This window comes from Micromonospora sp. CB01531, assembly GCF_001905095.1.
Lineage (GTDB): Bacteria > Actinomycetota > Actinomycetes > Mycobacteriales > Micromonosporaceae > Micromonospora.
Map to the genome: position 1 here is coordinate 296,052 of NZ_LWLS01000001.1, position 12,137 is coordinate 308,188.

General features: G+C 74.2%; 14 protein-coding genes. 7 read left to right on the top strand and 7 right to left on the bottom strand.

What is annotated here, in order from left to right:
* The first annotated feature begins 23 nt into the window (after nt 1–23).
* From A6A27_RS01390 to A6A27_RS01400, 3 genes are all read left to right on the top strand, one after another.
* Nucleotides 24–1,139: a cystathionine gamma-lyase gene (locus A6A27_RS01390; protein ID WP_073832478.1), complete on the top strand. Its 1,116-nt coding sequence runs from the start codon at nt 24–26 to the stop codon at nt 1,137–1,139.
* Nucleotides 1,140–1,385: 246 nt separating this feature from the next.
* Complete coding sequence (locus tag A6A27_RS01395) at nt 1,386–2,171, top strand: putative protein N(5)-glutamine methyltransferase (RefSeq protein ID WP_073832479.1); 786 nt, start codon at nt 1,386–1,388, stop codon at nt 2,169–2,171.
* Between the two features lie 86 nt (nt 2,172–2,257).
* Entirely contained in the window at nt 2,258–3,310 is a 1,053-nt protein-coding gene (locus A6A27_RS01400) for an ROK family protein (RefSeq protein WP_073832702.1), read from the top strand.
* A 23-nt stretch (nt 3,311–3,333) separates the two neighbouring features.
* Here A6A27_RS01400 and A6A27_RS01405 read toward each other — a convergent pair whose 3' ends face one another.
* Both A6A27_RS01405 and A6A27_RS01410 read right to left on the bottom strand, forming a co-directional pair.
* Nucleotides 3,334–3,534: a DUF397 domain-containing protein gene (locus tag A6A27_RS01405; protein WP_073832480.1), complete on the bottom strand. Its 201-nt coding sequence runs from the start codon at nt 3,532–3,534 to the stop codon at nt 3,334–3,336.
* A 6-nt stretch (nt 3,535–3,540) separates the two neighbouring features.
* Nucleotides 3,541–4,386: a helix-turn-helix domain-containing protein gene (locus A6A27_RS01410; protein WP_073832481.1), complete on the bottom strand. Its 846-nt coding sequence runs from the start codon at nt 4,384–4,386 to the stop codon at nt 3,541–3,543.
* 274 nt (nt 4,387–4,660) lie between these two features.
* Between A6A27_RS01410 and A6A27_RS01415 the strand changes: the two genes are divergently transcribed.
* Nucleotides 4,661–4,891, top strand: a complete 231-nt coding sequence (locus A6A27_RS01415; protein ID WP_073832482.1) for a hypothetical protein — start codon at nt 4,661–4,663, stop codon at nt 4,889–4,891.
* Nucleotides 4,892–4,976: 85 nt separating this feature from the next.
* Here the strand turns inward: A6A27_RS01415 and A6A27_RS01420 are convergent, their stop codons facing one another.
* Nucleotides 4,977–6,302: an ATP-binding protein gene (locus A6A27_RS01420; protein WP_073832483.1), complete on the bottom strand. Its 1,326-nt coding sequence runs from the start codon at nt 6,300–6,302 to the stop codon at nt 4,977–4,979.
* 257 nt (nt 6,303–6,559) lie between these two features.
* Between A6A27_RS01420 and A6A27_RS01425 the strand changes: the two genes are divergently transcribed.
* Nucleotides 6,560–7,660, top strand: coding sequence for a D-alanine--D-alanine ligase family protein (locus A6A27_RS01425; protein ID WP_073832484.1), 1,101 nt, complete (start codon nt 6,560–6,562; stop codon nt 7,658–7,660).
* 103 nt (nt 7,661–7,763) lie between these two features.
* Here A6A27_RS01425 and A6A27_RS01430 read toward each other — a convergent pair whose 3' ends face one another.
* Both A6A27_RS01430 and A6A27_RS01435 read right to left on the bottom strand, forming a co-directional pair.
* Nucleotides 7,764–8,381 carry a DUF3515 family protein gene (locus A6A27_RS01430; protein WP_241825033.1) on the bottom strand — a complete coding sequence of 206 codons (618 nt, stop codon included), beginning with the start codon at nt 8,379–8,381 and terminating at the stop codon, nt 7,764–7,766.
* Nucleotides 8,382–8,390: 9 nt separating this feature from the next.
* Nucleotides 8,391–8,624, bottom strand: coding sequence for an Lrp/AsnC ligand binding domain-containing protein (locus A6A27_RS01435; RefSeq protein WP_073832485.1), 234 nt, complete (start codon nt 8,622–8,624; stop codon nt 8,391–8,393).
* Between the two features lie 154 nt (nt 8,625–8,778).
* Between A6A27_RS01435 and A6A27_RS01440 the strand changes: the two genes are divergently transcribed.
* On the top strand, nt 8,779–9,726 hold the full coding sequence (locus tag A6A27_RS01440; RefSeq protein ID WP_073832486.1) for a thiamine-phosphate kinase: 948 nt from the start codon (nt 8,779–8,781) through the stop codon (nt 9,724–9,726).
* Nucleotides 9,727–9,788: 62 nt separating this feature from the next.
* Nucleotides 9,789–10,256: a GNAT family N-acetyltransferase gene (locus A6A27_RS01445; RefSeq protein WP_073832487.1), complete on the top strand. Its 468-nt coding sequence runs from the start codon at nt 9,789–9,791 to the stop codon at nt 10,254–10,256.
* Nucleotides 10,257–10,279: 23 nt separating this feature from the next.
* Here the strand turns inward: A6A27_RS01445 and A6A27_RS01450 are convergent, their stop codons facing one another.
* Both A6A27_RS01450 and rpmB read right to left on the bottom strand, forming a co-directional pair.
* Nucleotides 10,280–11,533 (bottom strand): ATP-grasp domain-containing protein, encoded by a 1,254-nt coding sequence (locus A6A27_RS01450; protein ID WP_073832488.1) that lies wholly within the window; start codon nt 11,531–11,533, stop codon nt 10,280–10,282.
* A gap of 230 nt (nt 11,534–11,763) precedes the next feature.
* Nucleotides 11,764–11,955, bottom strand: a complete 192-nt coding sequence (gene rpmB / locus A6A27_RS01455; protein WP_073832489.1) for a 50S ribosomal protein L28 — start codon at nt 11,953–11,955, stop codon at nt 11,764–11,766.
* Nucleotides 11,956–12,137 lie beyond the last annotated feature (182 nt).

Below are 12,137 nucleotides of genomic sequence, written 5' to 3' on the forward strand. Positions count from 1 at the left end.
GCCGAGCGGAGCGAGGCGGCTGCATGAGCGACTGGGGTGACGGCACCCGCAGCGTGCACGCCGGGCTGCCGGCCCCGGCGCCCGGTGCACCGTTCCTGCCGGGACCGGTCTTCGCCGCGCCGTACCACCTGGACCCGTGGGAGGGGCCGGCGGCGGCACCCAACGGGTACGGCCGGCCGGACAACCCCACCCGGCGGCTGCTGGAGGCGGCCATCGGGGAGCTGGAGGGCGGGGACTGCCGGGTCTTCGCCAGCGGCCAGGCGGCCATCACCGGGCTGCTGCTGGCGCTGCTGCGCCCCGGGGACACCGTGCTGCTCCCCGCCGACGGCTACTTCCCGGTCCGCGCGTTCGCCACCGCCACCCTCGAGGGCATCGGGGTGCAGGTCCACTTCGTGCCGACGGCCGGGCCGTACCCCTCGTTCGAGGGTGTCCGCCTGGTGCTGCTGGAGACCCCGGCGAACCCCGGCCTGGACGTGGCCGACGTGCTGGCCCTGGCCACTGCCGCGCACGCCGCCGGAGCGCTGCTCGCGGTGGACAACACCACCGCCACCCCGCTCGGGCAGCGCCCGCTGGACCTCGGAGCCGACGTGGTGGTCGCCTCCGGCACCAAGGCGCTCACCGGCCACTCCGACCTGCTGCTCGGGTACGTGGCGGCCCGCTCCGCCGAGCTGCTCGACCCGGTGACGGCCTGGCGGACCACCACCGGCGGCATACCCGGCGCGTTCGACTGCTGGCTGGCGCACCGCTCGCTGGCGACCGTGGACCTGCGGCTGGCCCGGCAGACCGCCAACGCCGAGGCGCTCGCCCGGCTGCTCGCGGGCCGCGCCGACGTCACCGGCCTGCGCTGGCCCGGGCGGCCGGAGGATCCGGCGTACCCGGTCGCCTCGGTCCAGATGCGACGGATGCCCGGGGTGCTCTCGTTCGACCTGGGCGACGCCGCCCAGGTGGCCCGGTTCCTGGACGCGTCCCGGCTGGTTGCCGCCGCCACCTCGTTCGGCGGGCTGCACACCACCGCCGACCGGCGGGCCCAGTGGGGCGACGACACCGCCCCCGGCTTCGTCCGGCTCTCCTGCGGGATCGAGGATCCGGCCGACCTGGTGGCCGACGTGACCGCCGCGCTGGACGCCAGCGCGGCCTGACCCCGGGGACGGCCGATCGTCGGCGCGGACTGACACCGGCGTGGACTGACGCCGCAGCGCGCCGGTGCCGAGGCGGCCGGCCGGCGCCAGCTCCGCTAGGGTGACGACAGCCACGGCCCGCGCGGGCCCCGACCGGAGGAGGTGAGCACGATCCACCAGCGAAGGACCGGCGCTCCCCGCCGAGTCCGCGTCGTCCCTGGTTAGGCGACGCCGGGAGCGCCGACAAGCGTTCCCGAAAGGCATGCCATGGCACCGTTCCCTCCCGACCGTCCCGCCCTCGTCGCCCGGCTGCGTGCCGCCGGCTGCGTCTACGCCGAGGACGAGGCGGACCTGTTGATCGCCGCCGCCGACTCGGCCGCGGCCCTGACCGAGCTCGTTGACCGCCGGCTCGCCGGCCTGCCGCTGGAACACCTGCTCGGCTGGGCCGAGTTCTGCGGCCGGCGGATCGCCGTCGACCCGGGGGTCTTCGTGCCCCGGGGGCGGACCGCCCTGCTGGTCGCCGCGGCGACGGCGGTGGCCGGTCCGGCACCGGCCGTGCTCGACCTCTGCTGCGGGTCCGGCGCCGCCGCGCTGGTGCTGCACGGCCGGCTCGCGCCCCGCTGGCTGGCCGCCGCCGACCTCGACCCGGCCGCGGTGGCCTGCGCCCGGCGCAACCTCGCCCCGCTCGGCGTGCCCGTCTACCAGGGCGACCTGTTCGGGCCGATCCCGACCGAGTGGCGGGGCCGCCTGGATCTGGTGGTGGCGAACGCCCCGTACGTGCCGAGCGGCGCGCTGGCCCTGATGCCGGCGGAGGCACGGCTCTACGAGGCGCCGATGGCGCTGGACGGCGGCGACGACGGGCTGGCCGTGCTGCGCCGGGTGACGGCCGGCGCAGCCGAGTGGCTCGTCCCGGGCGGGCACCTGGCCGTGGAGTCCAGCGTCGGCCAGGCCGAGGCGCTCTGCGGAGTGCTGGCCGACGCGGGGCTGGTGCCGACCGTGGTGCACGACGAGGAGTTGGACGCCACGGCCGTCACGGCCCGCCGGCCCGGCTGAGCGTCGCGCTGCCCGGCCCGTCCGGTGCATGGCGGGCCGCTGAACGGCGAACTAGCCTCGGGCCAGGCTCGGTGGGAGGGGTGGCCGTGGGCAGCACGGGTGTGCCGGTGGTGGTGGGTCTCGACAACGGCGGCACCAGCAACAACGCCACCGTGCTGACCGTCGACGGCCGGTTCCTGGTGGACGGGCTGGTGGAGATCCCGAGCGAGGTCCAGGCCGGTCCGGAGGCGGCGATCGAGGCGCTGGCCCGGGCGTTCGACGGCATCGTGGCACGTACCGGGGTGCCCCGGGAACTGGTGCGTGCCGTCGGGCTGGACACCCCCGGCCCGGCGAGCGCCAGCGGGGTCATCTCCTCGCGCGGCTCGACCAACTTCTCCCAGCCGGCCTGGCGGGGGTACGACGTGCGGGGCGCCTTGGAGCACCGGCTCGGCCTCCCGGTGGTCTACGCCAACGACGGCAACGCGGCGGCCCTGTACGCGCACCACGTCCACTTCGGCGTGGACGCGATGCGCCGTTCCTCGGTCGCCGCCATCGTCGGCACCGGGCTCGGCGGTGGGGTGGTGGAGGACGGCCGTGTGGTCGGCGGCGCAGCCGGCATGGCGGGGGAGTTCGGGCACGTGCACATCCCGCTCGACGGGCTGCTGGCACCGGGCCAGGCGGTCCCCGTTTGCGCCTGCGGCTTCACCGGTGATGTGGAGAGCGTCGCCTCGCTCACCGCCATCGAGCGGAACCTGCTGCCGTACTGGCTGGGCCGGTTCCCGGGGCATCCGCTGGCGGCCGAGCCGCCGGGCCGGGCGGCGAAGCTGGTGCGCGGCTACGGCGAGCGGGGCGACCCGCTGGCTCGGGAGGTGTTCACCCAGCAGGCGATGGCGTTGGGCCGGTTGTTCACCATCGCGGCGAACTTCACCGACCCGCACGCGTACTTCGTCGGCGGTGGCGTGGTGGAGGCGGCGCCGGAGTTCCGCGACTGGTTCCTCGCCACGGTGCGGGAGTACACGGTGCTCCGCCCCGAGCAGCGCGCGGTGGCCACCTTCGCGCTGGTGCCGGACCGGGACATGGCCGGCGCGCGGGGGGTGGCCATCGCGGCGCTGGAGGCGGTCCGGTCCGGCTCCGCCGCCGGTCCGCTGGTCGCCGGCTGACCCGCGGCCTGGCGTCCGGGGGATCAGCCGCGTGGTGGGGCGCCGGTGAACGCCGTCCAGGCGGCCGGGGAGAAGACCAGCACCGGGCCGGCCGGGTCCTTGGAGTCGCGGACCGCGACCGCCTCGGGCAGCGTCGCCATCTCGACGCACGCGCCCTCGTCGCCGCTGTGGCTGCTCTTGCGCCAGCCGGTCGCTGCCGGGCGGGGGCTGCTCGTGCCGTTCATCCGGATCTACCTCTCGTTCAACAGGCGGAGGAGCTGGTCCCGGCTGGCTGGCGGGCTCAGCGCCACGGTCCGCAGGTGCTCCATGATCTTGGTGCAGGTACGCAGGTCGCCCGGCCGGTCCAGGACCATCTGCCCGGCGACCGTCTCCACCGAGGCGATGATCGGGTCCTCGGGGTCGGCGAACTCCAGGATGTGCAGCGAGCCCCGGGTGCCCCGGTGGTAGCCCGCGGCGAGAGGGATCACCTGCACGGTGATGTTGGGCAGTTCGGCCATCTTCAGCAGGTGTCGTAGCTGTCCCTCCATCACGGACCGGTCGCCGACCGGGCGCAGCAGCGCGCCCTCGTCGATGATGGCGTCGAGGATCGGCGGATCGTCACTCGTGAGTCGCTGCTGCCGGTCGAGGCGCAGGTGGACGCGCTGCTCCACCTGTTCGTCGCTGAGCGTGTGCGGGCCGCCGCGCATCACGCCGCGGATGTAGTCGGCGGTCTGGAGCAGGCCGGGCACCACCGAGGGCTCGAAGTTGGCGATCCCGGTCGCCTCCGCCTCCAGCGCGATGAAGTCGATGGTCCGCCGGTCCAGCAGGTACGAGTAGGAGACCCACCAGCCGGGCTTGCGGGCGTCCTTGGCGAGCTGCACCGCCGCGGCGATCTCGTCGGGCCCGACCCGGTAGAGGGTGAGCAGCGCACGCACGGTGGCCGGGCTGACCAGCGTCTGGGCGTTCTCGTACCGGGACAGGGTGCTCCGGGTGCTGTTGATCTCGTCGGCCGCGGCCTCGAGGGTCAGGCCGGCGGCCTCCCGGTGGGTACGCAGGGCGATGCCGAGCCGTCGGGCCCGGGCGGTCTTCGGCGCCATGCATCGATGGTTGCACATCAAGGGGAGAATGCGCATGAGAGAAGGTCGATGAGAGTTGCATTCACGCGTGTCCACCTGTCAATCTGTGTTCGCGTCCTCACCACCGGTTGTCGTGGCGACGGTGGTGGTGAGTGACCGGAGGGGATGGGGCGCGCGGCGATCGGGTTTTCACTCCCCCACGACCCGATCGCCGCGTGCCCCTACCGCCCAGGGCACGGGGAGGGGATCGCATGACGGTGACGGGCTGCCGCCCTCCGGGCGGGGGTGGACGGGGATGACCCGCTTCCTCGTGGTCCTCACCGACGTCCGCCCGATGGAAGGGCTGGGGCGCAACGAGCGGACGAGCCCCGAGCGGCGCCGGCAGGTGGTCGGCGCCAACAGCCGGGAGGCGGCGGACCGGATCGCCGGCGCCTTCATGGCGCTGGGCATGGTCCGGGCGGGGCGGCAACGGGTCAAGGTCATCGCGGTGGGGCGCCACCCCCAGGTCCCGGAGCAACCGGACTGAGCCCCCGGCCCGCCTCCCCGGACCCGGTCGACAGCGGGCGGGACACCGGTGGCCGGTGGCGGGTCCCGCCACCGGCCACCGGGCCTCACAGCAGCTTGCGCCGCTTCAGGTACGCGACCAGGTCGTCGTAGACACCGCCCTCGTTGGCGAACATGGCGACGTTGCGGGCGGTGGACAGCCACGGCCGGGTGGACGGGCGGACCTCCTTCAGCGCCCGCTCCAGGTCCCGCTGCTCGATCATCCGGACCTGGCCGGTGCGTACCGAGTCGGCCATCGCGAACTCGGCGGAGCTCTCGCAGAGATGGGCCAGGTCGGCGCCGGAGAAGTCCTCGGTCGCCGCGACCACCCGGCGCAGGTCGATGTTGGCGATCGGCCGTTCGCGCAGGTGGTACTCCAGGATCGCCACACGGGCCTCGGCGTCCGGCGGCAGCACCAGCACCACCCGGTCCAGCCGGCCCGGCCGGCGCAGCGCCGGATCGACGTCCCACGGGGTGTTCGTGGCGGCCAGCACGAAGACGCCCTCGTTGTCGCCCTCCATGCCGTCCAGCTCGGCCAGGAGCTGGTTGCCCAGCGTCCGCATCGAACTCGACGAGACCTGCGACCGCTTGTGGCCCAGGGCGTCGATCTCGTCGAGGAAGAGCACGCAGGGAGCGTCGCGCCGGGCCGCCTCGAACAGCTGGTGCAGGTTCCGCTCCGAGTTGCCGACCCACATGTCCAGCACGTCCACGATGGACAGCGACAGGAACTTCGCGCCCATCTCCCCGGCCACCGCCCGGGCCAGGAAGGTCTTGCCGCAGCCGGGCGGCCCGTAGAGCATCAGGCCGCCGCGCAGGCTCTTGCCGTACATCCGGCGCAGCTCCGGGTTGCGCAGCGGGCCCAGGAAGGCCAGCTCCAGCCGTTCCTTCACGGCCGACATGCCGCCCACGTCGGCCAGCCGGACCGAGGAGGACTCCACGTCGTACACCCGGTCGGCCGCGCCGCGGACCGGCTCCGGCTCGTCGCCGGCCCGGGCGAAGCGCGGCGGCACGACGTCGGCCAACTCCTGCTCGTACGCGGCCAGCGGGTCGTGCCCCGACGGACCCGCGGGCGCCGGGCGCTGCGCCGGCGGTGCCGGGCGGTCGTCCCCGGACGGACCCGCGGAGGCGGGCGGTGCCGGGCGGTCGTGCTCGGGCGAGGCGGTGGGTGCCGTGCGCTGCGCCGGGGGTACGGGCCCGCCGAGTGCCCGCTGCATCAGGGTCTGGGCCTGCGCGTTGCCCGGGTCCCGGGCAAGCGCCTGCCCGATGTGCGCGATGGCCTCGGCGCCCCGGCCGCCGTCCAACAGCAGTCCGGCCAGGTGCAGGCGCAGCGGCAGATCGTCGGGCCGGGCGTCGAGGGCGGCCAGCAGGCTGTCGATGAGGGCATCCGAGCTCACAGGACGAGCAGCCTAGTCGGCGGCCGCTCCGATCCGCTCACCGTCGCGGGCCTGCATCGCCACCGGCGGCGCGGCGGCCGTTCGACTGAGCTGGCCGCCCGATTACTCCCTGTGTACCGCTCGTTGACCGGTTGCGCGGTGAGATGCCGTCTCCTCGGGTATCGGCTGCCCGGGATCGCCACGCACAGTAGGGTCAACCGGGTGAGCGCCACCGGCGAGCACGGCCAGCCGCAGTCGCGAACGAAGAGGTGACCGGAGTGACCACCCCAGGCAAGACCCGTGTGGCGATCGTCTTCGGCGGCCGCAGCCCCGAGCACGGCATCTCCTGCGTCAGCGCGGGCAGCGTGCTGGCCGCGCTGGACCCGGACGAGTTCGAGGTGGTCCCGGTCGGTATCACCCGGCAGGGCCAGTGGGTGCTGGCCAGCGGCGACCCGGGTCAACTGGCCATCCAGGATCGCAAGCTGCCGGAGATCACCGCCGGCTCCGGTGCGGAACTGGTGCTGCGCGCCGATCCGGCGGCGGGTGGCCTGATGGTGCTCGACCCGACGCAGGGCCCCCGGGCGCTGGCCGACGTGGACGTGGTCTTCCCGGTGCTGCACGGCGCGTACGGCGAGGACGGCACCATCCAGGGGATGCTGGAGATGGCCGGCATCCCGTACGTCGGGGCGAACGTGTTCGCCTCCGCGGCGGCCATGGACAAGGAGTTCACCAAGAAGCTCTGCGCCGCCGAGGGCATCCCGGTCGGCCCGTACGTGGTGCTGCGCAACGGGATGACGATGACCGAGGAGGACAAGGAGCGCCTCGGCCTGCCGGTCTTCGTCAAGCCGTCCCGGGCCGGTTCCTCCTTCGGCATCACCAAGGTCGACGACTGGTCCCAGCTCGACGCGGCGGTCGCCACCGCCCGCGAGATCGACACCAAGGTGCTGGTCGAGGGCGCGATCGTCGGCCGCGAGATCGAGTGCGGCGTGCTGGAAGGGGAGGCCGGCGGCGCCCCCGAGGCGTCGGTGCTGGCCGAGGTGCGGATGATCGGCGGCCGTGACTGGTACGACTTCGAGGCCAAGTACATCTACGCCGACGAGGTCTGCGAGTACGACGTCCCGGCGAAGCTGCCCGAGCCGGTCGCCCGCCGGGTGCAGGAGTACGCCACCCGCGCGTTCACCGCGCTGGACTGCTCCGGGCTGGCCCGGGTCGACTTCTTCGTCACCCCGGAGCTGGACGTCTACCTCAACGAGATCAACACCATGCCCGGTTTCACCCCGACCTCGATGTTCCCGCGCATGTGGGCGGCCAGCGGCCTGGAGTATCCGAAGCTGGTCAACCGCCTCCTCCGCACCGCCCTCCGCCGCGCCGGCCGCTGACCCGTCACGCGGCTCAAGATCCGGCCTGATTCACGGAAAGAGTGGCCATTCCGGCGTGGAAGGCCACTCGTTCCGTGAATCTGCGCCCTCGGAGGGCGCGACGTCAGCCGGAGCAGCCGGACGGGGCGGTCTTGGCCGAGGGGACCGCCGCGACGATCGCGTCGGAGATCGGGGCGACCCACTGCAGCGGCTGCTCGTACTGCTTGGGCAGCCGGACCCGGACGGGGGTCTCCCGGTCGACGGTGGTCAGCACGCTGCCGTCGGCTTCCTGCGCGGCGTACCAGCAGACCTTGTTGACCCGCCACACCTCGTCGGTGGGCTGGATCACCGGCGGGGTGCCGCCGCAGGCCACGGTCAGCGCCGGATCGCCGTACGCGGCGTTCTGCTCTGCGCCGGCGGTGACCGGCCGTTGCTGCAGGTCGCGCACGCTCGGCGGGAGTTGTGACAGCAGGGCCCGGCACAGCGTCGCCGGCCGCTCGGCCAGGGCCGGGGCGGGCATCTCGACCGGGGCGGTCGACTGCGGCCGCACGGCGGTCGCCGACGGCTGCGGTGCGGCGGCCGGCTCGTCCGGGGCCAGCTTGGCGAAGGTGAACCCGGCCACCGCCACGGTCACCGGCAGCGCGATCAGCGTCGCCCAGAGGGCGGCGCCGCGGGTGCTCCGGTCCCGGCGCGGGGCCTCGTCGGCCGTGCCGGCCTCGTCCTGAGCGGGGGAGATAGTAATCTTGTCCACTTACAGGCGCACCACCGAACACGTGAGGGTGCGGGTGATGCCGGGCACCATCTGCACCTTGCTGACGATGAGTTTGCCGAGCTCGTCGACGGTGTTCGCCTCGGTGAGGACGACCACGTCGTACGGCCCGGTGACGGCGTCGACACGCACCACGCCGGCAAGGTCCGAGATCTGACCGGCCACGTCACGCGCCCGCCCGACCTCGGTCTGGATGAGGATGTACGCCTGTACCACGACTCGACCTCCGTCCGTCGCCGCCTGGGGCGGTCCGAAGGGTGAAACTACCGTACGGAGCAGCCGTGATCCGTATCGGTGGCCGGTTGGACGCGGTGAGCGAGGCCACGGCGTGGGCGGAGCGAGTGACGAGTGAGCGCGACGAGGGGACGGCATGACAGTCGCGGGTGTCGGGGAATTCGGGCTGATCGACCGGGTGACCGCCCGGCTGACGCAGGGGGAGAGCTGCCTGCTCGGTCCCGGTGACGATGCGGCGGTGGTCGCCGCGCCGGACCGGCGGGTGGTGGCCTCCACCGACGTGCTGGTGGAGGGGCGGCACTTCCGCCGGGACTGGTCGGGGGCCCGGGATGTCGGGCACCGGGCGGCGGCCGCCAACCTCGCCGACATCGCGGCCATGGGCGCCACCCCGACCGCGCTGCTGGTCGCCCTCTGCATCCCGGCGGAGCTGGACACGAGCTGGGCGGAGGAGTTGGCCGACGGGCTGGGCGCCGAGGCGGCCCTGGTCGGGGCGGGCGTGGTCGGCGGCGACATGTCGTCCAGCCCCGTCATCACGATCGCCGTGACCGCCCTGGGCGATCTGGGCGACCGGCCGCCGGTGGTCCGCTCCGGGGCCCGCCCGGGCGACGTGGTGGCGCTCGCCGGGCGCACCGGCTGGGCGGGGGCCGGCTACACCGTGCTGTCCCGCGGCTTCCGCACGCCCCGGCTGCTGGTCGAGGCGTACCGCCGCCCCGAGGTGCCGTACGCGGCCGGCCCGGAGGCCGCCCGGCACGGCGCCACCGCCATGATCGACGTCTCGGACGGGCTGCTCGCCGACCTGGGGCACGTGGCGCGGGCCAGCGGCGTGGCGATCGACCTGACCCGGGACGCGTTCGAGGTGCCCCGGCAGATGCGCGACGCGGCCCAGGCGCTCGGGGTCGACCCGTACTCCTGGATCCTGGCCGGCGGCGAGGACCACGCCCTGGCAGCGACCTTCCCCGCGGGGGCGACGCTCCCGCCGGGCTGGCGGCAGATCGGGCAGGTGACCGAGGGCGCCGGGGTGACCGTGGACGGCGCCGCGTACGAGGGCCCGACGGGCTGGGACCACTTCCGCCGTACGGAGTGATCTGCGACCGACGTCGCCGGCCGGCCCCGGTTCGGGGCCGGCCGCGGTCGTACCCTTCATCCGTGAGTGAGATCGAGATCCGGGCCCGGCGCTTCGACGCATCCGAGTCGCAGGCGTTGATCCGGGCGGCCCTGGCCGACCTCGGCCAGCGGTACGGCGGCAGCGGCGACGACACGCCGGTCGACGCCACCGAGTTCGAGTCCCCGGCGGGCGCCTTCCTGGTCGCCTACCTGGACGGGCAGCCGGTGGGCTGTGGTGGCTGGCGCAGCCACGGCGACGACGGCGAGACGGCCGAGCTGAAGCGGATGTACACCGCGCCGGCCGCCCGGGGCCGGGGTGTCGCCCGGTCGGTGCTCGCGGCGGTCGAGCGGTCGGCGCGGGAGCAGGGCCGCAAGCGGATGGTCCTGGAGTGCGGCGACAAGCAACCGGAGGCGATCTCCATGTACACCTCGGCCGGCTACGAGCGGATCCCGAACTTCGGCTTCTACAAGAACGCCCCCGGCTGCCTCTCCTTCGGCCGCATCCTCTGACGGCCGCGCGGCCGCCGACTGGATCAGCTGACGGTGATGTGGATCTGGTCGGCGGCCTTGCGGGCGGCGCTCTCCGCCCCGGTGGCGTCGGCGCCCCAGGCCAGCAGGTGTCCGCTGCGCTGGGCCGAGGAGAGCAGTTCCGGCACCATGTCCCCGACGGCGACCTCGACCTGCACGTCGAGCACGCCGGGCACCCGCAGCGCCGCCTTGACCCCGTCCACGGCGGTGACCCGCCCGGGTGGGGCCACCAGGAACTCGACGGCCGCCGCGCCGGCCGGCCGGGCCGGCAGCGCGGGCCGCTCGCCGCGCAGCACCCGCAGGTACGCCTCGATAAAACCGCACTCGTAGGCGATCGAGACCAGTGCGGTGATCATGTCGCCGGGCATCCGTGCCGCGCACTCCACCAGCGTCGGCACGCCGTCGACCAGGATCCACTCGCTGTGCAGTATGCCGCTGCGGAAGCCGGCCGCCTCGGCGAGCCGGACGGCAGCGTCGCGCAGCGCCCGGTGCTCCACCTCGGGAAGCGCGGACGGCACGGTGTGGCCACTCTCCACCGGGAACCGACCGCCGACGATCCGCTTGTCGGTGACGTTGGCGAAGATCGCCTCGCCGTCGGTGACCAGCAGCTCGACGCTGTGCTCCGAGCCGGCGAGCAGCTCCTCGACCAGCACCTCGGTGGGCAGGCCCGCGGCGGCCTCCACCGTTGCCTGCGGGGTGGCGCTGGTCGCCCAGGCGGCGGCGATCTCCGCCGGGTCGGCGATCAGCTGCACGCCGAGGCTGCCGGAGCGGCGGGTGGGCTTGAGCACGCACCGGTCGCCGTGGCACCGGGCGAACTCCGCCGCCCGCGCCGGGTCGTCGACCAGCTCGTACGCCGGGTTGGCCAGGCCGGCGGCGTCGGCGAGCAGCCGCATCCGGTGCTTGTCGGTGAAGACGTCGGCCGCCGGTACCCCGGCTCCGGGCAGGCCGAGCCGCTCGGCCAGCCGGGCCGCGGCGCCGACCGCGTACTCCAGGCCGGGCACGACGAGCCGGGCGGAGGCCAGGCCGGGTTCCCGGGCGAGCAGCGCGTCGACGTCGAGGCCGGTCTGGTACGCGGCCGGCACCAGCCGGGAGACGAGGGGCAGCTCGGCGGTGAGGCGTTCGAGGCCCCGTCGGCGGATCACGTCGGGCTCCTCGACGACGACCACGCTGCCGGCCGGCAGCTCCTGGTCGAACCACCGCAGCGAGCCGAGCGACGCGCCGATCACCACCATCTCGTCGCGACCCAGGTCCAGGTCCACCGGTCGTTCCTCCCCACCCCACCGGCGCCGGACCGGACAGCCGGCGCAGCACGACCCTAATCGGGCCGCACACCCCCGGTCGCCAGGTGTTCGGCCACCCGTCAGCTCCGGCTTTCGGACACGACGGAGGCGGCTCTCGGACACGACAGAAGCGGCTTTCGGACACGACAGAAGCCGGCGGACCCTTCCGGTCCGCCGGCTACCGACGAGCTCTGGGTGGCGCTACCGCGTCAGGCGCGGGTGACCTTGCCGGCCTTGATGCACGAGGTGCAGACCTGCATCTTCTTGGTGGTGCCGCCACCGGCCGGGGTACGCACCGACTGGATGTTCGGGTTCCAGCGGCGGTTGGTCCGCCGGTGCGAGTGGGACACGTTGTGGCCGAAGCCCGGCCCCTTGCCACAGACGTCGCACACGCTAGCCACGGGATACTCCTGGGTTTGAAACGTTCATGAGGTCGCCGCCAGGCGCTGCCCGGGCAACCTGGCCAGGTTACCCGATGGCTCGCCGGTTGGCCCAACCGGCCCGGCCGGCGGCGGTCGACGGCTCCAGTTCGCGGCGTGGCGTCACCCGCGCCGAGCTGGAGCCGTCGGTGTGATGCCGCCCA